Raw genomic sequence first — 26,311 nt, forward strand, 5'->3', positions numbered from 1 at the left:
CTCCGAGGCGCCGAGGGCGAGGAATTCGGCAGCCGTGAGCAGCCGGCCGGTCGTCCGGAGCGCCGAGGCGTTCCCCGTCCTTCCCGGCCGCTCCCGCCTTTCCCCCGCCGTACCTCGCCGCTCCTGGCCCGATCGCGAGGCCGGCCATCACCAGCCCGTCAGGCCGGCCCGGCGACCGGCGTCAGGCCAGCCCGGCGACCAGGTCGGCCACCGACTTGCGCCGGCCCGTGTAGAACGGCACCTCCTCGCGGACGTGCATGCGAGCCTCGGAGGCGCGCAGGTGACGCATGAGGTCGACGATGCGGTACAGCTCGTCGGCCTCGAACGCCAGGATCCACTCGTAGTCGCCCAGCGAGAACGAGGCGACGGTGTTGGCCCGGACGTCGGGGTAGCCTCGGGCCATCTTGCCGTGGTCGGCGAGCATGCGGCGGCGGTCCTCGTCGGGCAGCAGGTACCAGTCGTAGGAGCGCACGAACGGGTAGACGCTCACGTAGTCGCGGGGCGTCTCGTCGGCGAGGAACGCCGGGATGTGCGAACGGTTGAACTCGGCGGGGCGGTGCAGCGCCATGTTCGACCACACCGGCTCCAGCGCGCGGCCGAGGCGGGTGCGGCGGAAGAGGTTGTACGCCTCCTGCAGCTGGTCGCTGGTCTCCGCGTGCCACCAGATCATCAGGTCGGCGTCGGCGCGCAGACCGGACAGGTCGTAGGTGCCGCGGATCGTCACGTCCTTGGCGGCGAGCTGGTCGAACAGCTCCTGGACCTCGTCGGCGTAGCCCGCGCGCGCAGCGTCGTCGGGGAGCACGTCCTTCAGCTTGAAGACGGACCACAGGGTGTAGCGGATGACCTCGTTGAGGTCCTTGGCCAGCTTGCCCTTGTTCGGGATCCTGCCGGGCTCGGGGGTGGAGGCGTCGTCACTCATGGTTCTCATTCTCCCGCTCCGCCGTGCAGACTCTGCACCGGGTCGGCCATGAGCCGCGCCACGGTGCTCAGATCGCCGCCCAGCTGGTCCACCGCGGCGTCGGCGCTGGCGATGCAGGCGGGGATGCCCACGCCGTCGTACGCGGCGCCGCACACCGCGATGCCGGGGAGCCCGGCCAGGTGCTCGCGGATGCGGGCCACGCGCGCGTGGTGGCCGACGGGATACTGGGGCAGACCGTCCGTCCAGCGGGTGACGCCGGTCTCGAGCGGAGACGCGGTCAGGCCGGTGGCCTCGCGCAGGTCGTGCCGGGAGACGGCGACGAGGTCGGCGTCGTCCTTGTCGAGGATCCGCGTCTCGCCGTGGCGGCCCACGGAGGTGCGCAGCACGACCGTGTCGGGGTTCTCGTCGGCGATCCAGCCCCACTTCTGGGAGGCGAAGGTGGACGCTTTGATGGTGTGTCCGTCGACGGGCGGGACGAGGAAGCCGCTGCCGTCGGGGAGGGCGGTGTCGGCGCGCCGGTAGGCGAGGGTGACCAGGGCCATCGAGGCGTACTCCACCGTGCGCAGTTCGGCGGCCGCCTCGGGGGACGCGGCGTCGAGCAGGGCGGCGGCGGCCGGCGCGGGGACGGCGACGACCACGGCGTCGGCCCACAGCTCGCGCTCTCCCGCCGTGACGCGCCAGCCGCGCACGGGGTCGCGGCGCAGTGCGGTGACCGGCACGCGCGTGTGGATCTCGCCGCCACGCGCCTCGACGGACGCGGCGACCGCGAGCGGCAGGCAGCCCACCCCGCCCTGGATGCCCATGAAGACGGGCCCGGTCTGCTGAGCGGCCGCCGCCCGGCGCTGGATCTCGCGCACCGCCTCGGTCAGCGAGGTGTGCGTGCGCGCTGCCTGGAAGAGCTGCGGAACGGCCGAGCGCATCGAGATGCGGTAGGCGTCGCCGGCGTAGACCCCGCCCAGCAGGGGTTCGACGAGGCGGTCGACGACCTCGCGGCCCACCCGCGCCGCCACGTACTCCCCGACGGCCACGTCGTCGCCGACCTCGGTGCGGGGCAGGCCGGCGTCGCGCTCGACGCGGGCGAGGCCCTCGTCGGACAGGACGCCGGAGAGGGCCTCCGCGGTGCCGGGGACGCCCATGACGTGGCCCTTGGGCATGGGGCGCAGCGCGCCGCGGGTCCAGAGCGAGGCCGTGGCGGTGGCCGGCGGTTGCAGGCGGTCGGCGAGGCCCGCCTCGCGCGCGAGGGCGACCGCCTCGGGCCGGCGGGCCAGCATCGACTCGGCGCCGAGGTCCACGCGCACCCCGGCGATCTCGCCGGGCAGCAGCTTGCCGCCGACCCGGTCGGACGCCTCCAGCACGGTCACCCTCGCCCCGCGCTGCAGCAGCCGGTGGGCGGCGGCCAGCCCGGCGATCCCGGCTCCGACGACGATGACGTGCTGCCCGGTGTCCGTACCCGTTGCGCTCATGTCCCCACTCTCTCAGACGCCGCTGACACTCCCGGCAGCCCGTCGCCACCCCCCGGCCCGTCACCACCGCCCGGCCCGTCGCCACCCCCGGCAGCCCGTCGCCACCCCCACCGGTCTCGCGGACGCGCCCGTCGCCGTCGCCGCCGCCGTCGGTGTCCTGTCCGCGTCCCGACCGTGACCTGTTCGGAACCGGGCCCGGCCAACGTCCCGGCCCGCCCGGGCGTCGAAGGAACGTCAGTCGTCGACACCTCCCGGGGGGACACTCAGATGCGCACACGACGCTCCACACGACCGGCTCGACGTCCCGCGAGGCGCCGCGCGTCCTCACCCCGCCCACGGGCTGCCGTACGGTCCGCCCACGCGTCGGCCGTGGTTCTGCTGGCCGCCGCGCTCGCGCTCACGGGCTGCGGCGGCGCGGACGACAAGAGCGCGGGCAGCACGGCCGACAGGGCCGCCGTCGGAGCTGCCTCCACAGGCGGCGCCGGCGCCGCCCAGGACGTCGAGGAGGGCGCGGGCGCGAGCGGTTCCAAGGCGGCCCCCGCGCCGAAGCCCAGGCCGGTGGCCGACCGCATCATCCGCACCGCCGCTCTCACGGTCCAGGTCAAGGACGTGTCCAGGGCGCTGGACGAGGCCCGCGCGACCACCGAGAACGCGGGCGGCTACGTCGGCGACGAGACGACCGGCCGGGACGAGGACGGCTCCGAGCACACGCGCGTGGTGCTGCGGATTCCCGTCCAGAAGTACGACGACGTCCTCGTCGCCCTCCAGGGCGCGGGCAAGCTCCTGCAGCGCACGGCGAAGGCCCAGGACGTCACGGACCAGGTCGTCGACGTCGAGAGCCGTATCGCTTCGCAGCGCGCCAGCGTCGCGCGGGTCCGCGAGCTGATGGACCGGGCGACGAAGCTCGGGGACGTCGTCACCCTCGAGGGCGAGCTGAGCAACCGGGAGGCCGATCTGGAGGCGCTGCTCGCGCAGCAGGCGTCCCTGAAGGACCGCACGAGTCTGGCGACGGTCACCCTGACCCTGTCGGAGAAGCCGGTGGTGCGGGACGCCGAGGACGACGCCCCGGGGTTCGTGGACGCACTGGCGGGCGGCTGGACCGCGTTCGTGACGACGCTGCGCTGGATCGCCGTCGTGTTCGGCGCGGTGCTTCCGTTCCTCGCGGCCGCCGCCCTGCTTCTGCTGGCCTGGCTGCGGGTGACGCGTCCACGGCGGCGGGCGGCGCCGGTGGAGGCGTCCGAGGAGGCCGGGCGGCCCGGGCAGGACCGAACCGGGAGTGCCCCGTAGCGTGTTCGCATGAGCATCGAGCGACTGGTCGTGATCGGCGGGGACGCCGCGGGCATGTCCGCGGCGTCCCAGGCCCGCAGGCTGAAGGGGCCCGAGGAGCTGGAGATCGTCGCCTTCGAGCGCGGCCACTTCACCTCCTACTCGGCGTGCGGCATCCCGTACTGGGTGGGCGGTGACGTCGGCGCGCGGGACGATCTGGTCGCGCGTACGCCCGAGGAGCACCGCGCGCGGGGGATCGATCTGCGGCTGCGCACGGAGGTCGTGGAGATCGACGTGGCCGGCCGGCGGGTTCGCGCGCGTGAGGTGGAGTCCGGGGCCGAGTCCTGGACGTCGTACGACAAGCTCGTCGTCGCGACCGGGGCGCGGCCGATCCGGCCGGACATGCCGGGCGCGGACGCGGCGGGAGTGCACGGGGTGCAGACCCTGGACGACGGGCAGGCGCTGCTGGACTCGCTGGCACGCGCGCGGGGCGAGCGGGCCGTGGTCGTGGGAGCCGGTTACATCGGCGTGGAGATGGCCGAGGCGCTCATCAACCGCGGCTACCAGGTGACGGTCGTCAACCGGGGGAGCGAGCCGATGTCGACCCTCGATCCGGACATGGGCCGGCTGGTGCACCGGGCGATGGAGGGCCTGGGCATCACCATGGTGAACGACGCCGAGGTCACCGAGGTCCGCACGGGCGAGGACGGCCGGGTGCGGTCGGTGCGGACCGCGGACGCCGAGTATCCGGCGGATGTGGTGGTGCTGGGCATCGGCGTCAGCCCGGAGACCGGGCTCGCGCGGGCCGCCGGGCTGCCGGTGGGCGTGCACGGGGGGCTGCTCACCGATCTGGCGATGCGGGTGCGCGGCCCCCTCGCCGACGGGAGGGTCTGGGCCGGGGGAGACTGCGTCGAGGTCCTCGACCTGGTGTCCGGCCGGGAACGGCACATCGCCCTGGGCACCCATGCCAACAAGCACGGGCAGGTCATCGGCGCCAACGTCGGGGGCGGATACGCCACGTTCCCCGGTGTGGTGGGCACGGCCGTCAGCAAGGTCTGCGACCTGGAGATCGCCCGCACGGGCCTGCGGGAGAAGGACGCGCGCCGGGCCGGTCTGCAGTTCGAGTCGGTCACCATCGAGTCGACCAGTCGCGCCGGCTACTACCCGGGGGCCTCTCCCATGACGGTGAAGATGATCGCCGAGCGCGGGACGGGCCGTCTGCTGGGGGTCCAGATCGTCGGCCGGGAGGGGGCGGCCAAGCGGGTCGACGTCGCGGCCGTGGCGCTGACGGCCCGCATGACGGTCGAGGAGATGACGGCCCTGGACCTCGGGTACGCGCCCCCGTTCAGCCCGGTCTGGGACCCGGTGCTGGTGGCGGCCAGGAAGGCCGCGGCGAAGGTGCGCGGCGGGACGCGGTAGGGGCGCGGACCCTGTCGCGACCGGCCGCCGGACGTCGGTGGCCGCGCCGTGGTCCGCGCCCCCGGGCGCCTCGCCGGGCGGTTACGCGGTCCCGGTCAGGCGCGGCAGCGCGGAGACCGGCGCGCCGGCGGTCTGCTCGGCGGGCTTCGCGTGCGCCGCGGCCGCCGGCCGTGACCGCAACCGGTGGCTGACGGCTTCGTCCAGGGTCACCGGGCGCTGCATCTGCGAAGCGAGCCGTCCGGCCTCCTGGCCGAGCCGTGCCACGTCCTCCCAGGGCAGCCTGATCACCAGGGAGATCTCCGCCTCTCCGTCGGGGGTGGCGTGCATAGGGGGAGTGATTCGGTCGTTCATCGCTGTTCCTCACGTCGTCCCCGCGACCCGCCTTCCTCGTGCCGCGAGCGGTTGCCGGTTCATACGCGGTGGTGGACAGGCGCGTTCACCGATTCACCGAACGGATCGGGGGCACAACTTCCTTGTGGTCATCCCCGTGCATGACGTGAACCCCGTGCGCCGCACCCCGGTGGTGACGTACGCGCTGATCGGCGCGAACGTCCTCGTGTTCTGGTTCATGCCCGGCCTGTCCGGCTCCGTGGCGGGCGACAGCAGTCTGGCCCAGGCATGCCATCTGCACGCGTTTCTGGAGCATTACGCGGCTGTGCCACGTGAGTTGATCCACCATCAGCTCGCGCAGCTGGTGCCCACCGGGGAGGTGCGCGGCGCCGGCTGCCAGCTGGGTCCGCCGGACTACACGAAGTCGCCGGTGCTGAGTGTGTTCACCGCGATGTTCCTGCACGGCGGCTGGCTGCACCTGCTGGGCAACATGTTGTTTCTGCTGATTTTCGGAAACAACATCGAGGATCGCATGGGGCATGTCCGCTTCGCCGCCTTCTATCTGATCTGCGGGTATGCGGCTTCGTATGGTTTCGCGCTGTTCAACGCCGACTCCACCGAGCCGCTGATCGGCGCGTCCGGGGCGATCGCAGGGGTGCTGGGGGCCTATCTGGTGCTGTATCCGAGGGCCAGAGTGTGGGTGCTCGTCCCATTCCTGGTGTTTCTGCCGCTGCGGCTGCCGGCCTGGCTGGTGCTGGGCTTCTGGTTCGCGTTGCAGGCGGTCTACTCCTCCGGCGAGGGCGTGTCCGACGCGGGCGCCGTGGCGTACGCGGCGCACGTGGTCGGCTTCCTCGCGGGCATGCTGCTCGCCTGGCCGCTCAAGCCGGGCACGCCCCCGCCGCCGGAGCCACGCGGCCTGCTGTTCGGCAGGCGGGCGCGCCCCCGGCACACGTGGTGACCGGCACGTGGTGGACACCGGTGAACCGACGCATGGTGAACCGACATGTGGCGGCGCGACATGTGATGGCCCGCGGCACGTGGTGACCGGCATGCCTGTCGAGCCGGCGGGCCCGCCGGTACGGTGACCGGGCGCACCGGGTGACCGTGCGCCCGGCGGGTCAGCGGGTCAGCGGGCCGTCTGCGTGTGGACGTACTCCACCAGGCGGGTCAGCGCGTCCGGGTCGGTGGACGGCATGACGCCGTGGCCGAGGTTGAAGACGTGGCCCTCCAGCGCGGCGGCCGCGTCGAGGACCTCGCGGGCCTTGGTCTCGACGGCGTCGGGTCCGGCGAACAGGACGGTGGGGTCGAGGTTGCCCTGGAGCGCCTTGCCGGGGCCGATCCGGCGCACGGCCTCGTCGAGCGGGACACGCCAGTCGACGCCGACGACGTCCGCGCCGGCCTCGCCCATGAGCTTCAGCAGCTCTCCGGTGCCCACCCCGAAGTGGATGCGCGGGACGCCGTAGCCCTCGACCGCGCGGAAGACCTTCGCGGAGGCGGGCAGCACGGAGCGGCGGTAGTCGGCCGGTGCAAGGGCTCCGGCCCAGGAGTCGAAGAGCTGGACGGCGCTCGCGCCCGCCTCGATCTGCACCTTGAGGAAGGCGGCCGTGATCTCCGCGAGGCGGTCGAGCAGGTCGGCCCAGAGCTCGGGGTCGCCGTACATCATCGCCTTGGCGTTCTCGTACGTGCGCGACGGGCCGCCCTCGACGAGGTAGCTCGCGAGGGTGAACGGCGCGCCCGCGAAGCCGATGAGGGGGGTGGCGCCGAGCTCGGCCGTCAGCAGACCGATGGCCTCGGTGACGTAGGAGACGTCCTCGGGGGTGAGGTCGCGCAGCTGGGCGAGGTCGGCGCGGGTGCGGACCGGGTGTGCGACGACGGGGCCGACGCCCGGCTTGATGTCGAGGTCGACACCGATGGCCTTGAGCGGGACGACGATGTCGCTGAAGTAGATCGCCGCGTCCACGTCGTGCCGGCGCACCGGCTGCAGGGTGATCTCGGTGACCAGGTCCGGCCGCATGCAGGACTCGAGCATCCCGACGCCCTCGCGGACCTTGCGGTACTCCGGCAGCGAGCGGCCCGCCTGCCGCATGAACCACACGGGGGTGTGCGGCACGGGCTCGCGCCTGCACGCCTTCAGGAAGGCGCTGTCGTACGTCGCTGTCGGCTGCCGGCCCGCGGGCCTCTCGTTCGCGCTCACGACGGCAAGTCTCGCACGGCGTGACAGACGGCCGGGCCGCCCCCCGCGCCGCCGCCGTCCGCTCCCCGCGCGCCTCGTGGGCCCTCGACCGGGTCTGCTGCCGCCTCTCTCCCGCGCCCCCCGCACGCGTCCTTCCGTTCCTCCGCACGCGTCCTTCCGCTCCCCCGGCTCTCCCCGTCGCCCAGTCCCGCGCCGCATCTTCGGGGGCCCGTGCGTCGCTCTTCCGTGGCGTCGCGGGCGCGTCGGTCCGTGCGCCTGTTCGCCCAGCGCGCACCCGTCCGCGAGCCGCCCGCGGGTGTCTTGCCCTGCACAAAGGCGCCGTTCCCCTTAACCTTCCCCGCATGGCTGCGGCTCAGGGACGACTGTCGGACGACGCTGGCGGGATGGATGACGCGAACGAGGGGGACCGGGATGGGGGCACATCGGCTCCGTTGCCCTTCCGGGCCGCCGTCGACGCACTGAGAGCGGCCCGGCTGCGGCCGCAGATCGAGGTGGAGCCGACGCCGGCCCCGAAGCGGCTCGCCCCGTTCGCCCACGCGCTGGAGGCGACGGTCGTGGACGGTGATCAGGACCTGGCCGACGGCCGGCTGGTGCTGCTGCACGATCCGGCCGGGCACGACGCATGGCGCGGAACGTTCCGCCTGGTCACCCTCGTGCGGGCAGAACTGGAGCCGGAGATGGCCGCGGATCCGCTGTTGCCGGAGGTGTGCTGGTCGTGGCTGACCGGCGCGCTCCAGGCGCGGGGACTGACCTACGGGGAGCCGAGCGGAACCGTCACGCGCGCGAGTTCGCACTACTTCGGCGGACTGGCGGAGCGTCCCGCGGCGTCACAGATCGAGATCCGGGCCTCCTGGACGCCGCGCGAGGGGCTCGGCGGGGTCCCGGACACGGGGGCGCACCTGGCGTCCTGGTGCGATCTGCTGGCCCAGGTGGCGGGGCTGCCGCCGGCCGGGCCCGGAGACGCGTCGGTGGTGACGCTGCCGCAACGCAGGGGGCCACACTCACGTTGACCATCTCTTTGTCGATACGACCATTTTCGGTCCCGTAAGACACCCACTTAAACCGACTCGATCTTCGGATGATCGATCGCGTGTCCGAATTGCACGTATTGTTACTCACTAGATCGTGATCATTTTCTAAAGGACCCCGGGTTCGCTGCCGAAGACGACTGTGACCTTGAAAGCACGGTTCGTCCCGGCTTCCTCCCCACAAGCCCCACGAGCCGGCCCCCGTCCCCCATCCAGGAGGCCTGGTGTCCGTTCTCCTCGAGCAGCCCGCAAGCCTGGTCGCCTACCGCCCGAACAAGCCCACCGCCATGGTGGTCGTGGCCGACCCGCGCGTCCGCTCCACCGTCACCCGCCATCTCTGGGCGCTCGGTGTGCGCGACGTCATCGAGGCCTCGTCCATCGCGGAGGCTCGTCCCCGCATCGGCAACCCCCGCGACATCTGCGTCGCCGACGTCCATCTGCCCGACGGCTCCGGCCTCACCCTCCTGTCGGAGACCCGCGCCGCGGGCTGGCCCAACGGGCTCGCCCTGTCCGCCGCGGACGACATCGGCGCCGTGCGCAACGCCCTCGCGGGCGGCGTCAAGGGCTACGTCGTCACCGGCACCCGCACCAACCTCGGCCTCCCCAGCCGACCCGGTGCGGCCCCCCTCGGCTCGGCCGCCCGTCTGCACCGCCGCCCCCCGGGCGCCCCGAGCCACCCGGGCGGCTACCGCGAGCTCTCCGGCCGTGAGGTCGAGGTGCTGCGGCTCGTCGCGGAGGGTCAGTCGAACAAGGCCATCGGCGTCTCGATGGGCCTGTCCGCGCTGACCGTCAAGAGCCACCTCGCCCGCATCGCCCGCAAGCTCGGCACGGGCGACCGGGCCGGGATGGTCGCGGTGGCCCTGCGGACCGGCATCATCCACTGACCGGGGCCGCCCTTCGCGCGTCGCCCGTTCCTTCCTCATGTCCTCCCTTCCCCCCTCTCCCCCGTCTCCCCCTCTCCGACCTCTCCGACCTCTCCGACCTCTCCGCCTCGCCCCCGGCCGCCGCCGCCCTCGCCTCCGTCGCCGGTCGCCGTCACCCGCCGCGCATCGGCCGTCACTCCTCGGCCGTCCGCCCCGATGATTCACCGGCCTGACTGGTTTACGACCCTCCGGCACCCGCCGACGGAACGTTCCGTCGGCGGGTGCCGTCGATACACGGATACCCTTGACAGGTGACCGACGCCCAAGAAACCGCAGCAGCCAGTTCACTGCGAACCACCGGAGGCGCCCCTCCGGACGACGGCGGAACTACTGCTTCCGGGGCGCCGACACCTCTGCTGGAACCACGCGAGGGCATTCCGCCCGTGATCACCGACGAGGCCTCCCTCGCCGAGGTGATCGCCGCGTTCGCCGCCGGCTCCGGCCCCGTCGCCGTCGACGCCGAGCGCGCCTCCGGCTACCGCTACGGCCAGCGCGCCTATCTCGTGCAATTGCGCCGCGAGGGCGCCGGCAGCGCGCTGATCGACCCCGTGGCCTGCCCCGACCTGTCCGCGCTCGGTGACATGCTGTCCGACGTGGAGTGGGTCCTGCACGCGGCCACCCAGGACCTGCCGTGTCTGCGCGAGATAGGCATGACGCCGACGCGGCTGTTCGACACCGAGCTGGCCGGGCGGCTGGCCGGTTTCCCGCGGGTCGGCCTCGGCGCGATGGTCGAGGGCGTGCTGGGCTTCGTGCTGGAGAAGGGCCACTCCGCGGTGGACTGGTCGACCCGGCCGCTGCCCGAGCCGTGGCTGCGCTACGCGGCCCTGGACGTCGAGCTCCTGGTCGACCTGCGCGACGCGCTGGAGAAGGAGCTGGACCGGCAGGGCAAGCTGGACTGGGCCCGCCAGGAGTTCGACGCCATCGCCTCCGCACCGCCGCCCGAGCCCCGCAAGGACCCCTGGCGTCGCACCTCCGGCATGCACAAGGTGCGCCGTCGGCGGCAGCTGGGCGTGGTGCGGGAACTGTGGCAGACGCGGGACCAGCTCGCCCGGCGCCGGGACGTCTCGCCGGGCAAGGTCCTGTCGGACGCGGCCATCGTGGAGGCGGCGCTCGCCCTTCCGGTGAACGTGCACGCGCTGTCCGCGCTGAACGGGTTCGGGCACCGGATGGGGCGACGGCAGCTGGAGCAGTGGCAGGCGGCCGTCGACCGGGCGCGGGCGCTGAGCGAATCACAGCTGCCGCAGCCGGGACAGCAGGTGGCGGGGCCTCCGCCGCCCCGCGCCTGGGCCGACAAGGACCCCGCGGCGGCGGCCCGGCTGTCCGCGGCGCGGTCCGCCGTGTCCGCGCTGGCCGAGAAGCTGAACATGCCGCAGGAGAACCTCATCGCTCCGGACGCGGTGCGACGCGTGTGCTGGGAGCCGCCGGCCGCCGACCGGGAAGCGGTTGCCGGTGCGCTGGCCGGGTACGGCGCCCGGCCGTGGCAGGTGGAGCAGGTCGCGCCCGTCCTCACCACAGCCCTGACCGATCCTGCCGGCTAGCCGCCGCGTCCGGCCGCCCGGTCGCCCCGAGGCCTGCTGCCCGCAGGCCCGGCCGTCCGGACAGGCCCGGCCGCCGGGGCTGTGGAGCGGCTCGTCGTGCGACGGCCGGCGGGAAGGCGTTTCGCAAGCGGTTACCGGGGAGGCGTCGACTCGACGATCGCCCGGGCCCTGCGCGACGCGCGTTGTCTCGCGACCACCGCGCCGCGTCTGTTTCGCAAGCGGTTACCTCGTCGCTCCTCTCATGAAACCGTTGTAGATGTATTTCTGGAGGGCGAGGAAGACGATCAGTGTCGGCAGGATGACCAGGACGGCTCCTGCCGAGATCGTTTCCCAGTGGGCCGAGTAGGGCCCCTTGAAGCGGAACAGCGACGTCGAGATCACGCCAAGATCTTGAGAGGGCATGTAGAGGAACGGGATGTAGAAGTCGTTGTAGACGGCGATGCCCTTCACGATCACGACCGTCGCGATCGCCGGTTTCAGCAACGGAAAGATGATCTTCCGGTAGATCGTGAAGGCGTTGGCGCCGTCGAGGCGGGCGGCCTCGTCCAAGGAGATCGGGATCGATCGCACGAACTGCAGGAAAATGTAGATCGAAACGATGTCCGTGCCCATGTACAGGGCGATCGGCGCCCAGCGGGTGTCGAACATGCCGAGGCTGTGGACGATCTGGAAGGTGGCCACCTGGGTGGTCACCCCGGGGACCAGCGCGGCGATCAGGAACAGGGCGACCACCAGTTTCCGGAACCGGAAGGTGAAACGGTCGATCGCGTACGCCGTCATGGAACCGATGAGAACGGTCCCGCCGACGGAGACGACGAGGATGAAGGCGGTGTTTCCGAACGCCGTGAGCATCCCGCCGTCCCGGAACGCCGTCGCGTAGTTGTGGAAGTTGAACGGGTGGCGCGGCAGGGTGAGCGCTCCGCTGCCGTGGGCTGTCTCCGTCTCGGTCTTCAGGGACGTCAGCAGGACGACGCCCAGCGGGAGCAGGACGACCAGCGTCGCTCCGATCAGCGACAGGTACACGAGCGTGCGGGCAACGACTCGGCGTGTCATACGAGGTCCACCCTGTCGTCGGGGACGAGGCGCCGCTGCACCCAGGTGACCAGCAGGATGATCAGCAGCAGCACGACGGCCGCCGCCGAGGCGAGCCCCGTCTTGTTGAACTGGAAGGCCAGCTTCACGGTCTGGATCACGAAGGTCTCGGTGCCGGTCGCCCCGCCGGTCATGATGTACGGGATCTCGAAGGCCGACAGCGAGCCGGAGACGGACAGGATCACCGTCAGCGTCAGCACCGGCCTGATGCCGGGCGCGATGATGTAGCGGAACTGGTGCCACCGGCCCGCGCCGTCCAGCTCTGCCGCCTCGTACAACTCCCCCGGGACGGACTGGATCGCGCCGAGGAACAGCACGAAGTTCATGCCGAGGTACCGCCAGATCGAGACGCCGGCGAGGGAGACGTTGGCCGAGACGGGGGTGCCCAGCCAGGCGTGGTCGGTGTGGTGTCCGAACAATCCGAGGACCGTGTCGAAGGTGCCGCCGTCCTGGAAGAAGTAGAGGAAGACGAAACCGATGGCCACGCCGTTCACGAGGGACGGGAAGAACAGCACGCCCTTGAAGAAGTTGCGGAAACGGACGCTGAAACTCAGGATCGTCGCGAAGTAGAGCGCGGCGACGATCTGGATCACCGAGGCGGCGAGGTAGTAACCGCTCACCCAGAACACCTGGAAGAGGTCCTCCCTGGTGAAGAGCTCCGCGTAGTTCTCCGCGCCCGTGTAGTGCAGTTCGGGGCTCACGCCGTCCCAGTCGGTGAAGCTGTAGGCGACCATGTTGGCGATCGGCGCGTAGGTGAAGGTGACCAGCAGGGTCAACGGGGCGAGCAGGAACAGCCAGGGGGTCAGCAGCCGCCGGGCGCGCGCCGGGCGCGGGGCGGACGGTGGCACGGCGCGGTTCGAGGCGCGGTTCGAGGCGCCCGCCCCGGTTCGAGCCGCGGCCTGAGCCCGGGTCCGGGCCGCGACGGATGCCTTCCCTGCGTCCATCGCGGACGTGTGCGAATGGGCGTGCGCCATCAGTGGCTCACGTTCTTCTGGGTCCCGGTCCACTTCTCGCCGAGGCCGCCGAGGAAGTCGTCCAGGCTCCCCTTCCTGGCGCCGCGCGCGAGGTCGACCAGGTCCTGGCGGTACTCCGGCTTGTAGATGCCGACCTCGGACCGGTCGTCGATCAGCTTGACCTTCGCGCCCGCGGAGTCGTCCAACTCGATGAGCTTGACGCCCGCCTCCTCGTACGGCTTGAGCACGTCGGGCATGGGGGCGTTCCTGAGCGGGGAGATGGCCAGGTTGTCCTTGTCGTATCCCGACTCGTCGGTGAACCAGTCGATCCAGGCGCGGGCCGCCTCCTTGTGCGCGGAGTGGACGTTGACGGCCTGGTTGTAGTCGGGGCCGACGGTCGCGCAGAACGTGCCGTTCGTCCGGGCGGGAAACGGCATGAAACCGATGTCGTCGGGATTCACACCGGCCTTCTTCGCCGCGTCCCGGAACTGGATGATCGCCCACGTGCCGAGCCACTGCGTGGCGATCTCGCCCTTGGCCGTGCGGGGCTTGGATTCTTCCCAGTTGCTGGTGGTGGGGTCCTTCTCGGCGAGACCCTGCTTGACGATGTCGTACAGCAACGTGTCTCCGACGCGCAGATCGGAGCCCGCCGCCCAGGGGTCGCCCTCGGCGAGTTTCGTGGTCGCCCGCGGGTCGCAGTGGACCGCGCCGTCGACGTACGTCCACGAGGTGAGCGGCCACTGCGCGGCGAAGTTGGTGTAGTAGGGGATCGCGTCGGTCTTCGCCCTGATCGCCTTCAGGTCGGCGAGGAACTCGGCCGGGCTCGCGGGCCACGCCGTGATGCCGGCCTCTTTCCAGACCCGCTTGTTGTACACGAAGCCGGGCATCACGCCGACCGGGCTCTGGCCGTAGACCTTGCCGCCGACGGTGGTGAAATCGGTGAAACGGTATTTCTTGCTGCGTTCCGCGCGGGTGCCGAGGGAGGCGAAGAACTTCGGGTAGTCGTTCTTCTTGATGACCGCGGGAATCAGCAGGACGTCGCCGTAGTCGTCCGTGTTCATCCGGATCTTGATCTCGGCCTCGTAGTTGGTCAGGGCCTGGAACTCCACTTTGACCCGGGGATAGGTCTTGTTGAACTCGGCGGCGTACTTCTTCATCGTGCCGTCCTGCACGAGGTCGGTCCGCACCGTGAGGACCGTGATGGTTCCGCTGACCTTCGAGGGGTCGTCGGGCGCCTTGGCGTCCGCGCCCTTGGTGCTGCCTCCGGTGCCGGTGCAGCCCGGGAGCAGCAGGGCGGCTCCCGCGACGGTGGCGAGGACCTGGGCTGTACGACGGTTCATGTGCGTCACTTCCGTTCGGGGCGTTCTCGGGACGGACGAACACGTACGGGGTGGTCGAACACGAGCGGGTTGGCTGATTCGGCACTCTGGCAGCGCATACTCAACCGGTAAAGTCCGATTCCCGCCAACGATGAAGAGATGGCGCTCAGTTGTGGGATTGACCGGTTTAGGGAGTGCGCATGCTGGAGGCCTCACCGCTCGACGGATGGAAGCTGCGGCACGAGGGGGAGGAGCTTCCTGCCGTGGTACCGGGCTGTGTGCACACCGACCTGCTCGCCGCGGGCGCGATCTCCGACCCGTTCGTCGGCTCGGCCGAGAGCGAGGTCGCGTGGGTGGGGCGGCGCGAGTGGACGTACGAGACGCACCTGCCGGCCGTGCCGTCCGGGCACGAGCAGACCGACCTGGTCTTCGACGGGCTCGACACGGTCGCGGAGATCACGCTGGCCGGCCGGCTCCTCGGCCGGGTGCGGAACATGCACCGGTCGTACCGTTTCGACGTGACGGGGCTCGGCGGGCCGTTGTCCGTGCGGTTCGCCTCGGCCTACGCCGAGGCGGAGGCAGTGCGCGGGAAGGTCGGCGACCGGCCGGGGGCCTACGCCGAGCCGTACCAGTACCTGCGCAAGATGGCCTGCTCCTTCGGCTGGGACTGGGGGCCGACCCTGGTGACGGCCGGGATCTGGCGTCCGGTGCGGGTCGAGCGCTGGTCGACGGCCCGGCTGGCCCGGGTGCGCCCGCTCGTGACGGTCGAACAGGGCGTCGGCGTGGTCGAGTTGCTGGTGGACGTGGAGCGGACCCGGGTGCAGGCGGGACTCACGCTGGAGGCCCGGGTGGGGGACCGCCGGGTGCGCGCCGACGTCGTGGGCTCGGGCGCTGCGGTGCGGGTGGAGGTGCCCGACGCGCAACTCTGGTGGCCGCGAGGATGCGGTGAACAGCCTCTGTACGAGGTAGAACTGACGCTCCATCACAACAGTGCTCCGCTCGACGTCTGGCGGCGGCGGGTGGGTTTCCGCCGTGTCGAGCTGGACACCTCCGCGGACGCGCGCGGAACCGGTTTCACACTGGTCGTCAACGGGGAGCGGCTGTTCGCCCGCGGTGTGAACTGGATCCCGGACGACGTCTTCCCGTCCCGGGTGACGAGGGAGCGATACCGCAAGCGGTTGCGACAGGCGGCCGACGCCGGCGTGGACCTGATCCGGGTGTGGGGCGGCGGCCTCTACGAGAGCGAGGACTTCTACGACGCGTGCGACGAACTGGGCCTGCTGGTGTGGCAGGACTTCCCGTTCGCGTGCGCGGCCTACCCCGAGGAGCAGCCGCTGCGTGGCGAGGTGGAGGCGGAGGCCCGGGAGAACGTCGTACGGCTGATGCCGCATCCGTCGCTCGTGCTGTGGAACGGCAACAACGAGAATCTGTGGGGTTTCCGGGACTGGGGGTGGGAGGAGCGGCTCGGCGGGGACTCGTGGGGCGAGGGGTACTACCTGGGTGTGCTCCCCCGCGTGGTCGCCGAGCTGGATCCGACGCGGCCGTACACGGCGGGCAGTCCGTGGTCGGGTTCCTGGAGCCGGCACCCGAACGACCCGGCGCACGGGACGCACCACTCGTGGGAGGTGTGGAACCGGCAGGACTACGCGGACTACCGCAGCGAAGTCCCGCGTTTCGTGGCCGAGTTCGGCTGGCAGGCCCCGCCCGCCCACGCGACGCTGCGGCGGGCTCTGCCGGGCGAGGTGCTCGCGGCGGACTCCCCCGGCATGCTGCACCACCAGAAGGCGGAGGACGGCAACGGCAAGCTGGCGCGCGGGCTCGCCCGCCACTTCGTCGTGCCGGAGGCGGACTTCGACCGGTGGCACTACCTCACCCAGGTCAACCAGGCGCGCGCCGTTGCCACCGGGATCGAGCACTGGAGGTCCCACTGGCCGGTGTGCGCGGGGACGATCGTCTGGCAGCTCAACGACTGCTGGCCGGTCACCTCGTGGTCGGCGATCGACGGGGACGGCCGGGAGAAGCCGCTCTATCACGAGCTGCGGCGGCTGTACGCGGACCGGCTGCTCACCGTGCAGGAGAGGGAAGGGCGGCTGGTGGTGGCCGCCGTCAACCAGTGCGCCGAGCGGTGGGAGGGCACGGTGACGCTGCGCCGGCTGTCGGTCCAGGGCCGCGAGCTCGCTGCGGCGACGGCGGAACTGGCCGTCGGCGCACGGGAGGTGGGAGAGACGCCGGTGCCGGCGGAGCTGGTGCCGGCCGGCGCCGAGGAGTTCCTGGTGGCGGACTCGCGGGGATGCCCTCGCGCGGGCGGGGCCGGGAGCGAGGGGCGGCTGCGGGCCGTGCACTTTCCGGCGTCGGACCGTGAAGTCCCTTATCCGCGCCCGGAGTTCGAGGTGAGCGTGGCTCCGGGGACCGTCACCGTCACCGCGCACACCCTGGTGCGGGACCTGCTGCTCCAGGCGGACCGGCTGGACCCGGACGCGCGGGCCGACCGCGGTCTGGTCACGTTGCTGCCCGGAGAACGGGTGACCATCGGGGTCGAGGGCTGGCAGACTCCGGACGCCGCCGCCGCCAGGGCCGCGCTGTACTGCCAGGAGCCCGCTCGATGACAGCCGCCCCGTCTCCCCGCGTCACCATCAAGGACGTCGCCGCGCGTGCCGGCGTGTCCAAGGGAGCCGTGTCCCTCGCCTTCAACCACAAGCCGGGTCTGTCGGAGGCGACGCGGGACCGGATCTTCGCCGCGGCGCAGGAGCTCGGCTGGGAGCCGAACCTTACGGCCCGGTCGCTGTCGAGTTCCCGGGTGGACGTGGTGGGGCTCGCGATCTGCCGGCCGGCGCGGATGCTGGGTCTGGAACCGTTCTACATGGAGTTCGTCTCCGGGGTGGAGAGCGTGCTGACCGAGCACTCCTGCTCGTTGCTGCTGCGGCTGGTGCGCCACGTCGGGGAGGAGGTGGCCCTGCAGGAGTCGTGGTGGCGGGGCCGGCAGATCGGCGGGTCCATCCTGGTGGACTTCCGGGCCGACGATCCCCGGGTGGCGGCGGCCGAGCGGCTGGGGATGCCGGTGGTGGCGGTGGGGCACCCTTCGCTCACCGGGAGCCTGACGTCGGTGTGGACGGACGACGCGACGGCGGTGACGGAGGCGGTGCGCTATCTCGCCGCCCTCGGGCACCGTCGCATCGCGCGGGTGGGGGGCGCGGCGGCGCTCGGCCACACGGTGATACGGACGGCCGCCTTCGACGCGGCGGCGCGCAGTCTCGGGCTCGCCGGGGCGCGGCAGGTGGCCACGGACTACTCCGGGGAGGCGGGTGCGCGCGCCACCCGGTCGATGCTGACCGCCGCCCCGTCGGACCGGCCCACGGCAATCGTTTACGACAACGACATCATGGCGGTGGCCGGGCTGGGGGTCGCGGCCGAGATGGGCCTCGGTGTGCCGGGCGACGTCTCCCTGCTGGCGTGGGACGACTCCCAGCTGTGCCGGCTCACCCACCCGACGCTCTCCGCGATGAGCCATGACGTGCACGGTTTCGGCGCGGAGGCGGCGCGTACGCTGTTCGGGGTGATCGCCGGGTCGGGCCCGGGGTCGCATCCGGTGCCGACGCCGGTGCTCACACCGAGGGGATCCACGGCCCCGCCGCGGTCCTGAGTCAGGATGGTCGTCGAGCGCCGCCGGTGTGACGTTCGCCGCTCCTCCCGGCAGGGGTGTGCAGCTACGTTACCCATAAGTAGCATGGGTTCTGAGCGCGCGCTCAGCGCTTGCGTGCCGCAGCAGTGCCATCCCGCACCTGGAGGAGAGCCAACGTGCCTCGTACCGTCAGGGACGTCGTCTTCGTCGACGGCGTCCGTACCCCGTTCGGCAAGGCGGGCCCGAAGGGCATCTACCACGAGACCCGGGCCGACGACCTCGTCGTGAAGGCGATCCGGGAGCTGCTGCGCCGCAACCCCGGTCTCGACCCGAAGAAGATCGACGAGGTCGCCATCGCCGCGACCACGCAGATCGGCGACCAGGGTCTGACCCTCGGCCGCACCGCAGGCATCCTGGCCGGTCTGCCGACCTCCGTGCCCGGCTACTCCATCGACCGTATGTGCGCGGGCGCCCTGACGGCCGTCACCTCGGTCGCCGGCTCCGTCGCCTTCGGCGCGTACGACGTCGCGATCGCCGGCGGCGTCGAGCACATGGGCCGCCACCCCATGGGCGAGGGTGTGGACCCCAACCCGCGGTTCGTCAGCGAGAAGCTGGTCGACGAGTCCGCCCTGTTCATGGGCATGACGGCGGAGAACCTGCACGACCGCTACCCGCAGATCACCAAGCAGCGCGCCGACGAGTACGCCGTGCGCTCCCAGGAGAAGGCCGCCAAGGCGTACGCCAACGGCAAGATCCAGGCCGACCTGGTGCCGATCTCGGTGCGCCGCACCAACGCGGAGGCCGGTGAGACGGGCTGGGGCCTGGTCACCGCCGACGAGCCGATGCGCCCGGGGACGACGCTGGAGAACCTGTCCGGTCTCAAGACCCCGTTCCGCGTCCACGGGCGGGTCACCGCCGGTAACGCGGCCGGCCTGAACGACGGTGCAACCGCTTCCCTCATCGCTTCCGAGGACTTCGCTCGCGAGAACGGCCTGCCGGTCAAGATGCGGCTGGTGGCGTACTCCTTCGCGGGCGTCGAGCCGGAGGTCATGGGCTACGGCCCGATCCCGGCCACGGAGAAGGCCCTCGCCCAGGCCGGTCTGTCGATCTCCGACATCGGTCTGTTCGAGATCAACGAGGCGTTCGCCGTCCAGGTCCTGGCCTTCCTCGACCACTACGGCATCGCCGACGACGACGAGCGCGTCAACCAGTACGGCGGCGCGATCGCGTTCGGCCACCCGCTCGCCTCCTCCGGCGTCCGTCTCATGACGCAGCTGGCCCGCCAGTTCGAGGAGCAGCCGGGCGTCCGCTACGGCCTGACCACGATGTGCGTCGGCTTCGGCATGGGCGCGACGGTCGTCTGGGAGAACCCCCACTTCGAGTCCGCCGGAGGCGACAAGTGAGCACCACCACCGCTGAGCTGCTGAAGGGCGCGGCCGAGCTGTTCCCGGACGAGGTCGTCACGCAGGCGCACGTACGCCACCTGGACCTGCCGTTCGGCGCGGGACGGTTCGCCCTGATCACGCTGGACAACGGTTTCGACCACACCAAGCCGACCACCTTCGGCCCGCAGTCCCTCTCCAACCTCGACCTCGCCATCGACCAGGTCGAGAGGGAGGCCGCGGACGGCGGGATCGTCGGTGTCGGCGTCACCGGCAAGCCGTTCATCTTCGCCGTCGGCGCGGACCTCAAGGGCGTCGAGCTCCTCAAGGACCACCAGGACGCCCTCGCCATCGGCAGGGGCGGGCACGAGGTCTTCAAGCGCCTCGCGGGCCTCGCGGTCCCGACTTTCGCCTACTACAACGGCGCGGCGATGGGCGGCGGCGTCGAGATCGGTCTGCACTGCCGGTACCGCACGGTGTCCGCGGCGCTGCCCGCGTTCTCGCTGCCCGAGGTCTTCCTCGGTCTGGTCCCCGGCTGGGGCGGCTGCACGCTGCTGCCGAACCTGATCGGCGCGGACAAGGCCGTCTCGGTGATCATCGAGAACTCGCTCAACCAGAACAAGCAGCTCAAGGGCGTGCAGGTCTACGAACTGGGCATCGCCGACGCCCTGTTCGAGGGCGCGGACTTCCTGGAGCAGTCGCTGCTGTGGACGGCGTCCGTCCTCAAGGGCGAGATCGTCGTCGACCGTCCGGTCATCGACCGCGGCGAGGCCTGGGACCAGGCCGTCGCGCGCGGCCGGTTCGTCGCGGACAGCAAGGTGCACGGTGCGGCCCCCGCCGCCTACCGCGCCCTGGACATCATCGACGCCGCCCGCAACGGCGACCTCCAGCAGGGCTACGACGCCGAGGACGTGGCGCTCGCCGACCTGATCATGGGCGGTGAACTGCGCGCCGGCATCTACGCGTTCAACCTGGTGCAGAAGCGGGCCAAGCGTCCGGCCGGCGCGCCGGACAAGTCCCTGGCCCGTCCGGTCACCAAGGTCGGCGTCGTGGGCGCGGGACTGATGGCCTCCCAGCTCGCGCTGCTGTTCCTGCGCCGCCTCGAGGTGCCGGTCGTGCTGACCGACATCGACCAGGAGCGCGTCGACAAGGGCGTGGGCTACGTCCACGCCGAGATCGACAAGCTGCTCGGCAAGGGCCGGATCAACCAGGACAAGGCCAACCGCCTCAAGGCGCTGGTCTCGGGCGTGCTGGACAAGGCCGAGGGCTTCTCCGACGCGGACTTCGTCATCGAGGCCGTGTTCGAGGAGATCGGCGTCAAGCAGAAGGTGTTCGCGGAGGTCGAGGCGGTCGCCCCGGCGCACGCGATCTTCGCCACCAACACCTCCTCGCTGTCCGTCTCCGAGATGGCGTCGAAGCTGAAGCACCCCGAGCGGGTCGTGGGCTTCCACTTCTTCAACCCGGTCGCGATCCTGCCGCTGCTGGAGATCGTCCGCGGCAAGCAGACCGACGACGCCTCGCTGGCCACCGCCTTCGCCGTCGCCAAGAAGCTGAAGAAGACGGCGGTTCTGGTCAAGGACGCCCCGGCGTTCGTCGTGAACCGCATCCTGACCCGTTTCATGGGCGAGGTGCAGAACGTCATCGACGAGGGCACCCCGGTCACGGTCGCGGAGAAGGCGGTGGAACCGCTCGGCCTGCCGATGTCCCCGCTGGTGCTGCTGGAGCTGGTCGGCCCGGCCATCGGTCTGCACGTCTCGGAAACGCTGAACCGTTCGTTCCCGGACCGTTTCACGGTCTCCCCGAACCTTGCGGCCGTCGTCAAGGCGGGCAAGCGCGGTTTCTACGTCTACGACAGCGGCAAGCCCGAGCTGGACCCGGAGGTCTCCGCGCTTCTGCGGCAGGGCGACACCGTCCTGACCGAGGAGCAGGTGCGGGCTCGTGTCCTGGACGCGGTGGCGCAGGAGATCGGGCTGATGCTCGACGAGGGCGTCGTCGCCGAGGCGCAGGACATCGACCTGTGCCTGATCACGGGCGCAGGCTGGCCCTTCCACCTGGGCGGCATCACGCCGTACCTGGACCGCGAGGGCGTCTCCGAGCGCGTGAACGGCAAGAAGTTCCTGTCGCCGGGCGTGGCCTCGGTGCCCGCGTAACGGCAGTCAGCAAACGGTAGTAACAGTCAGTAAACGGTAGTAACCGTGTGCACGTGGTGCGCACGAAGAGGGCCTCCGCTCACGGGCGGAGGCCCTCTGTGCGTGGCCCGGCGCGCCTCGGTCGCCCCGCCGACAGAGTCGATCCCCCGACAGAGTCGCCCCGACGGCAACGTCGTCCGCCCTGCGTCCGCGCGGGTCGTGAAATGCTTCGCAAGCGTTTACTACAGCATCTGCGGGCAGCCGGGGCCCGATCCGGTCCGGCGCCTGCGCCCGCTGGCCGGTCACCCGGCCGCCCTGCCGCGCGGCCCCCCGGAGCCTGACCCGCGCGGCAGGGCGGCGCTCCGGGGACCGTCCGTGCGACCGTGGGCCGCATGGACGACAACATGGCGCTGCTCGTGATCGTGGACGCCGCCAACGTCGTCGGGTCGGTGCCCGACGGCTGGTGGCGGGACCGGCGAGGGGCCGCCGAGCGGCTGCGCGACCGGCTGGCGGCGGACGGGGTGCCGGACAGCTTCGGGCCCGCGGAGATCGTCCTCGTGGTCGAGGGCGCGGCGCGCGGGGTGGAGGCGGTGCCCGGTGTGCGGGTGGAGACGGCGTCCGGCAGCGGCGACGACCGCATCGTGGAACTGGTCGCGGCGGCCGGCGCGCGGCCCCGTCTGGTCGTGACGGCCGACCGCGAGCTGCGCCGACGGGTCACGGAGCTCGGCGCGGACGTCACCGGGCCGCGCTCGGTGCGGGGCTGAGGCGGGACGGCGCGCCGGGCGTCGGGCGCGGACCCGCCTCAGCCCCGCAGTCCGCGCCCGAGACGACCGGCGCGACCGAGGCGACCGCCGGTCTGCCCCGCGCACCGTGTGCGGGGCAGAGCGTGGAGTCGGCTGTGGATGCGGCTGTGGAGCCTGTGGGGCCCGCCATGGATCCTGCGGACCGGCCTGCCCGGAACCTGCCCGGAGCGGGTTGGAGCGGCCGGGAAAACGACTGTGGGGGGCGACTGTGGGGGCGACTGTGGGGCCGCAGGACGACATCGTCCGACGACGCCGTCGGACATGCCGTCAGACGATGTCGTCGCGGGTCGGCCCGGTGGACATCGCGGAGGCCTCCTCAGGGTGCGCCAGACGGCTGTGGGAGCGGCCGTAGAGGAAGTACACGGCGAACCCGATGACCATCCAGATGCCGAACCGCAGCCAGGTCTCGGCGGGCAGGTTGAGCATCAGCCACAGCGAGGCGCACACCGAGACGATCGGCAGGACCGGCACCCACGGGGTGCGGAAGGACCGCGGGAGGTCGGGGCGCGACCTGCGCAGGATGATCACGCCGATCGCCACGACGATGAACGCGAACAGGGTGCCGATGTTGACCAGTTCGGCGAGTTCGCTCAGGCTGGTGAAGCCGGCCAGGACCGCGATGAGCACGCCGAGCAGGATGGTCGGCCGGTGCGGGGTCCGGAAGCGCGGGTGGACGTGGGAGAAGAAGCGCGGAAGCAGTCCGTCGCGGCTCATGGCGAAGAAGACCCGGGTCTGTCCCAGGAGAAGGATCATGCAGACCGTCGTGAGGCCGACGGCGGCGCCGAAGCTGATGAAGCCCGCGAACCAGGGGTGCCCGGTGGCCTTGAAGGCGTCGGCGAGCGGGGCGCTCACGGACAGCTCGGTGTAGTGCTCCATCCCGGTGACGACGATCGACACGGCGACGTAGAGGACCGTGCAGATGACGAGCGAGCCGATGATGCCGCGGGGCATGTCGCGCTGCGGGTTCCTGGTCTCCTCGGCTGCGGTGGCGACGACGTCGAAGCCGATGAAGGCGAAGAAGACGACGGAGGCGGCCGTGAAGATGCCCATGACGCCGAAGTTGGACGGCGCCCAGCCGAACATCAGCTGGATCAGCGGGGCCTTGAGGCCGCCGCCCGCGTCGACGGCCTGCGCCTTGGGGATGAACGGGTCGTAGTTCTCGCCGTGGATCAGGAAGGCGCCGGCGACGATCACGGTCAGGACGACGGTCACCTTGATGGCGACGACGATGGAGGTGACGCGCGCGGAGAGCTTGGTGCCGACCACGAGGATGGCGGTCAGCAGCAGGACGAGCGCGGCGGCGAGGATGTCGAAGCCGAAGCCGTGGGCGCCCTCCCGGCCGCTGAGCGCCGCCGGCAGGTGCCAGCCCGCGTTGTCCAGCAGCGAGGCGATGTACCCGGACCAGCCGACGGCCACCACCGCCGTGCCGAGCGCGAACTCCAGGACGAGGTCCCAGCCGATGATCCAGGCGGGCAGTTCCCCGAGGGAGGCGTACGAGAAGGTGTACGCGGAGCCGGCCACCGGGACGGTGGAGGCGAACTCGGCGTAGCAGAGCGCGGCGAGCGCGCAGACGACCCCGGCCACCACGAAAGCCAGGGCGACGGCGGGACCGGCGTTGTTCTTGGCGACCGTGCCGGTGAGGACGAAGATGCCGGTGCCGATGATGACGCCGACGCCGAAGACGGTCAGATCGAGCGCGGACAAGGACTTCTTGAGCGCGTGTTCTGGCTCCTCGGTATCGAGGATGGACTGCTCGACCTTCTTCGTCCGGAAGAGGGTGCTGCTCACGGGGTACCTCCCACGCTGTGTCGTCCTCGACATGATCGAGAGGGGGCGTAGACCGTATGCCCCGGCGCGGGCCGGTTAACGCGAACGGACCGGTTCCACCACTCTTCACAGTGGTGGAACCGGTCCGTCCGGCGGTTCGGCGGGTCTGCGGCGGCGTCAGTCGCGCGCGGGCTCCACGGAGTCGACGTCGGAGGCCGCGCTGCCGTACCTGCCGTCGAGCTCGGAGACCAGACCGGTGACCTGGCGGGCGATGTCGGGGGCGGTGAGCCCGATCTCGGCCATGACCTCCGCGCGGGACGCGTGGTCGAGGAAGCGCGGCGGGATGCCGAAGTCGCGCAGCGGGATGTCGACGCCGGCGTCGCGCAAAGCCTGGGCGATCGTCGAGCCGACGCCTCCCACGCGGGAGTTGTCCTCGACGGTGACGACGACCCGGTGCCGCTCGGCGAGGGGGGCCATGGCCTCGTCGACGGGCTTGACCCAGCGCGGGTCGACGACGGTGGTGGTGATGCCCTGACGGTCGAGGAGGGTCGCGATCTCCAGGCACATCGGGGCGAGGGCGCCCACGGAGACCAGGAGCACGTCAGGGGTGTCGGTGCCGCTGTCGCGCAGCACGTCCATGCCGCCGACGCGTCCCACCGCGGGCACGGCGGGGCCGACGGCGCCCTTGGAGAAGCGGACGACGGTCGGGGCGTCCTCGACCTGGACGGCCTCGCGCAGCTGGGCGCGGACCTGGTCGGCGTCGCGCGGGGCGGCCAGCCTCAGACCCGGGACGACCTGCAGGATCGACATGTCCCACATGCCGTTGTGGGAGGCGCCGTCGGTGCCGGTGACGCCGGCCCGGTCCAGGACGAACGTCACACCGCACTTGTGCAGGGCGACGTCCATGAGGACCTGGTCGAAGGCGCGGTTGAGGAAGGTGGCGTACACCGCGAACACCGGGTGCACCCCGCCCGCCGCCAGGCCCGCGGCGGAGACGGCGGCGTGCTGCTCGGCGATGCCGACGTCGTAGATGCGCTCGGGAAACGCGTCCGCGAACTTCTTCAGACCGACCGGCTGCAGCATCGCCGCGGTGATCGCGACGATGTCCTCGCGCTCCTTGCCGAGCTGCACCATCTCGTCGCCGAAGACGGAGGTCCAGTCGGCGCCCGAGACCTTGACCGGCAGACCGGTGTCGGGGTGGATGGGACCGATGCCGTGGAAGCGGTCGGCCTCGTCCTGGAGGGCGGGCTGGTAGCCGCGGCCCTTCTCGGTGAGGCAGTGCACGATGACCGGGCCGCCGAAGCGCTTGGCGCGGGCCAGGGCGGACTCCAGGGCCTCGATGTCGTGGCCGTCGATCGGGCCGACGTACTTCAGGCCGAGGTCCTCGAACATGCCCTGGGGGGCGATGAAGTCCTTCAGGCCCTTCTTGGCGCCGTGCAGGGTCTCGTAGAGGGGCCGGCCGACGACCGGGGTGCGCTCCAGGAGGTCCTTGCCGCGGGCGAGGAAGCGCTCGTAGCCGTCCGTGGTGCGCAGGGTGGCCAGGTGGTTGGCGAGGCCGCCGATGGTCGGCGCGTAGGAGCGCTCGTTGTCGTTGACGACGATGACGAGCGGGCGGTCGCCGTCGGCGATGTTGTTCAGCGCCTCCCAGGCCATGCCGCCGGTGAGTGCCCCGTCGCCGATGACGGCGACCACGTGGTCGTCGCGGTCGAGGATCTGGTTGGCCTTGGCGAGGCCGTCGGCCCAGCCGAGCACCGTGGAGGCGTGGCTGTTCTCGATGACGTCGTGCTCGGACTCCGCCTGCGAGGGGTAGCCGGAGAGGCCCCCCTTCATCTTCAGCCGGGAGAAGTCCTGCCGGCCCGTGAGCAGCTTGTGCACATAGGACTGGTGGCCGGTGTCCCACAGCACCTTGTCCTTGGGCGACTCGAAGACCCGGTGCAGGGCGATGGTGAGCTCGACCACGCCGAGGTTGGGGCCGAGGTGGCCGCCGGTCTTGGAGACGGCGTCGACGAGGAAGGTCCGGATCTCCCCTGCCAGCCGGTCCAGCTCCTCCAGGCTGAGCCGGTCCAGATCGCGCGGTCCCCTGATGCGGGTCAGCAGCGGCACCCGTGCCTCCTTGCAGTAAAAGCTGATCGAGCTGTTGCCGGGCTTGTCGAGTCTAATGTTCCGT

Annotated in this window: 20 protein-coding genes; 11 read left to right on the forward strand and 9 right to left on the reverse strand. The window is 71.5% G+C overall.

The features are described 5' to 3' along the window. Positions 1–181: 181 nt before the first annotated feature. Together hemQ and hemG are read right to left on the reverse strand one after the other, a co-directional pair. Positions 182–919, reverse strand: a complete 738-nt coding sequence (gene hemQ, locus IE239_RS03055; RefSeq protein WP_190147648.1) for a hydrogen peroxide-dependent heme synthase — start codon at positions 917–919, stop codon at positions 182–184. 5 nt (positions 920–924) lie between these two features. Beyond that, the gene (hemG, locus tag IE239_RS03060; protein ID WP_190147649.1) at positions 925–2,382 is read right to left on the reverse strand and encodes a protoporphyrinogen oxidase; all 1,458 of its coding nucleotides are present in this window, start codon (positions 2,380–2,382) and stop codon (positions 925–927) included. A gap of 267 nt (positions 2,383–2,649) precedes the next feature. Between hemG and IE239_RS03065 the strand changes: the two genes are divergently transcribed. Both IE239_RS03065 and IE239_RS03070 read left to right on the forward strand, forming a co-directional pair. Continuing rightward, entirely contained in the window at positions 2,650–3,669 is a 1,020-nt protein-coding gene (locus IE239_RS03065; protein WP_190147650.1) for a DUF4349 domain-containing protein, read from the forward strand. Between the two features lie 9 nt (positions 3,670–3,678). Further along, positions 3,679–5,067: an FAD-dependent oxidoreductase gene (locus IE239_RS03070; RefSeq protein ID WP_190147651.1), complete on the forward strand. Its 1,389-nt coding sequence runs from the start codon at positions 3,679–3,681 to the stop codon at positions 5,065–5,067. Positions 5,068–5,148: 81 nt separating this feature from the next. On the opposite strand, the gene IE239_RS03075 is transcribed toward IE239_RS03070, so the two are convergent. Continuing rightward, positions 5,149–5,418 (reverse strand): hypothetical protein, encoded by a 270-nt coding sequence (locus tag IE239_RS03075; protein ID WP_190147652.1) that lies wholly within the window; start codon positions 5,416–5,418, stop codon positions 5,149–5,151. A gap of 124 nt (positions 5,419–5,542) precedes the next feature. On the opposite strand from IE239_RS03075, the gene IE239_RS03080 reads away from it, so the two are divergent. After that, positions 5,543–6,355, forward strand: a complete 813-nt coding sequence (locus IE239_RS03080) for a rhomboid family intramembrane serine protease (RefSeq protein WP_190147653.1) — start codon at positions 5,543–5,545, stop codon at positions 6,353–6,355. Between the two features lie 168 nt (positions 6,356–6,523). Here IE239_RS03080 and hemE read toward each other — a convergent pair whose 3' ends face one another. Then, a complete protein-coding gene (gene hemE, locus IE239_RS03085; RefSeq protein ID WP_190147654.1) occupies positions 6,524–7,591 on the reverse strand; it encodes a uroporphyrinogen decarboxylase in 1,068 nt (355 codons plus the stop codon). Between the two features lie 383 nt (positions 7,592–7,974). Between hemE and IE239_RS03090 the strand changes: the two genes are divergently transcribed. The 3 genes from IE239_RS03090 to IE239_RS03100 all read left to right on the forward strand — a co-directional run bounded on the left by IE239_RS03090 (position 7,975) and on the right by IE239_RS03100 (position 11,080). Beyond that, complete coding sequence (locus IE239_RS03090) at positions 7,975–8,601, forward strand: DUF3000 domain-containing protein (protein ID WP_373308045.1); 627 nt, start codon at positions 7,975–7,977, stop codon at positions 8,599–8,601. A 242-nt stretch (positions 8,602–8,843) separates the two neighbouring features. Further along, positions 8,844–9,503, forward strand: a complete 660-nt coding sequence (locus IE239_RS03095; protein ID WP_109001187.1) for a helix-turn-helix transcriptional regulator — start codon at positions 8,844–8,846, stop codon at positions 9,501–9,503. 290 nt (positions 9,504–9,793) lie between these two features. Next, complete coding sequence (locus tag IE239_RS03100; protein WP_190147656.1) at positions 9,794–11,080, forward strand: ribonuclease D; 1,287 nt, start codon at positions 9,794–9,796, stop codon at positions 11,078–11,080. A 222-nt stretch (positions 11,081–11,302) separates the two neighbouring features. Here IE239_RS03100 and IE239_RS03105 read toward each other — a convergent pair whose 3' ends face one another. From IE239_RS03105 to IE239_RS03115, 3 genes are read right to left on the reverse strand one after another with little or no spacing between them, the layout of a single operon-like run. Continuing rightward, positions 11,303–12,133, reverse strand: coding sequence for a carbohydrate ABC transporter permease (locus IE239_RS03105; RefSeq protein WP_190147657.1), 831 nt, complete (start codon positions 12,131–12,133; stop codon positions 11,303–11,305). Then, entirely contained in the window at positions 12,130–13,116 is a 987-nt protein-coding gene (locus tag IE239_RS03110) for a carbohydrate ABC transporter permease (protein ID WP_229877732.1), read from the reverse strand. Before IE239_RS03110 ends, IE239_RS03105 begins: the two co-directional genes overlap by 4 nt. Positions 13,117–13,145: 29 nt before the next feature. Continuing rightward, on the reverse strand, positions 13,146–14,465 hold the full coding sequence (locus IE239_RS03115) for an ABC transporter substrate-binding protein (protein ID WP_190147659.1): 1,320 nt from the start codon (positions 14,463–14,465) through the stop codon (positions 13,146–13,148). Positions 14,466–14,644: 179 nt separating this feature from the next. Between IE239_RS03115 and IE239_RS03120 the strand changes: the two genes are divergently transcribed. From IE239_RS03120 to IE239_RS03140, 5 genes are all read left to right on the forward strand, one after another. Continuing rightward, complete coding sequence (locus IE239_RS03120; protein WP_190147660.1) at positions 14,645–17,050, forward strand: glycoside hydrolase family 2 protein; 2,406 nt, start codon at positions 14,645–14,647, stop codon at positions 17,048–17,050. Next, positions 17,047–18,084 carry a LacI family DNA-binding transcriptional regulator gene (locus IE239_RS03125; protein WP_190147661.1) on the forward strand — a complete coding sequence of 346 codons (1,038 nt, stop codon included), beginning with the start codon at positions 17,047–17,049 and terminating at the stop codon, positions 18,082–18,084. The genes IE239_RS03120 and IE239_RS03125 overlap by 4 nt, the downstream gene beginning before the upstream one ends. 155 nt (positions 18,085–18,239) lie before the next feature. Next, complete coding sequence (locus tag IE239_RS03130; RefSeq protein WP_190147662.1) at positions 18,240–19,466, forward strand: thiolase family protein; 1,227 nt, start codon at positions 18,240–18,242, stop codon at positions 19,464–19,466. Next, complete coding sequence (locus IE239_RS03135) at positions 19,463–21,595, forward strand: 3-hydroxyacyl-CoA dehydrogenase NAD-binding domain-containing protein (RefSeq protein WP_190147663.1); 2,133 nt, start codon at positions 19,463–19,465, stop codon at positions 21,593–21,595. Before IE239_RS03130 ends, IE239_RS03135 begins: the two co-directional genes overlap by 4 nt. A gap of 371 nt (positions 21,596–21,966) precedes the next feature. Continuing rightward, entirely contained in the window at positions 21,967–22,338 is a 372-nt protein-coding gene (locus IE239_RS03140; protein WP_190147664.1) for a PIN domain-containing protein, read from the forward strand. Positions 22,339–22,644: 306 nt separating this feature from the next. On the opposite strand, the gene IE239_RS03145 is transcribed toward IE239_RS03140, so the two are convergent. Then, positions 22,645–24,165, reverse strand: coding sequence for an amino acid permease (locus tag IE239_RS03145; RefSeq protein WP_190147665.1), 1,521 nt, complete (start codon positions 24,163–24,165; stop codon positions 22,645–22,647). Positions 24,166–24,321: 156 nt separating this feature from the next. Then, positions 24,322–26,247, reverse strand: coding sequence for a 1-deoxy-D-xylulose-5-phosphate synthase (gene dxs / locus IE239_RS03150; RefSeq protein WP_190147739.1), 1,926 nt, complete (start codon positions 26,245–26,247; stop codon positions 24,322–24,324). Between the last annotated feature and the right edge of the window lie 64 nt (positions 26,248–26,311).

It is taken from the genome of Streptomyces humidus (genome assembly GCF_014649655.1).
GTDB classification, from domain to species: domain Bacteria; phylum Actinomycetota; class Actinomycetes; order Streptomycetales; family Streptomycetaceae; genus Streptomyces; species Streptomyces humidus.

Coding starts and splice junctions, on each gene's coding strand:
- hemQ (WP_190147648.1), bottom strand. CDS start 919: ATGAGTGACGACGCCTCCACCCCCGAGCCCGGCAGGATCCCGAACAAG.
- hemG (WP_190147649.1), bottom strand. CDS start 2,382: ATGAGCGCAACGGGTACGGACACCGGGCAGCACGTCATCGTCGTCGGA.
- IE239_RS03065 (WP_190147650.1), top strand. CDS start 2,650: ATGCGCACACGACGCTCCACACGACCGGCTCGACGTCCCGCGAGGCGC.
- IE239_RS03070 (WP_190147651.1), top strand. CDS start 3,679: ATGAGCATCGAGCGACTGGTCGTGATCGGCGGGGACGCCGCGGGCATG.
- IE239_RS03075 (WP_190147652.1), bottom strand. CDS start 5,418: ATGAACGACCGAATCACTCCCCCTATGCACGCCACCCCCGACGGAGAG.
- IE239_RS03090 (WP_373308045.1), top strand. CDS start 7,975: ATGGATGACGCGAACGAGGGGGACCGGGATGGGGGCACATCGGCTCCG.
- IE239_RS03105 (WP_190147657.1), bottom strand. CDS start 12,133: ATGACACGCCGAGTCGTTGCCCGCACGCTCGTGTACCTGTCGCTGATC.
- IE239_RS03110 (WP_229877732.1), bottom strand. CDS start 13,116: ATGGACGCAGGGAAGGCATCCGTCGCGGCCCGGACCCGGGCTCAGGCC.
- IE239_RS03115 (WP_190147659.1), bottom strand. CDS start 14,465: ATGAACCGTCGTACAGCCCAGGTCCTCGCCACCGTCGCGGGAGCCGCC.
- IE239_RS03120 (WP_190147660.1), top strand. CDS start 14,645: ATGCTGGAGGCCTCACCGCTCGACGGATGGAAGCTGCGGCACGAGGGG.
- IE239_RS03125 (WP_190147661.1), top strand. CDS start 17,047: ATGACAGCCGCCCCGTCTCCCCGCGTCACCATCAAGGACGTCGCCGCG.
- IE239_RS03140 (WP_190147664.1), top strand. CDS start 21,967: ATGGACGACAACATGGCGCTGCTCGTGATCGTGGACGCCGCCAACGTC.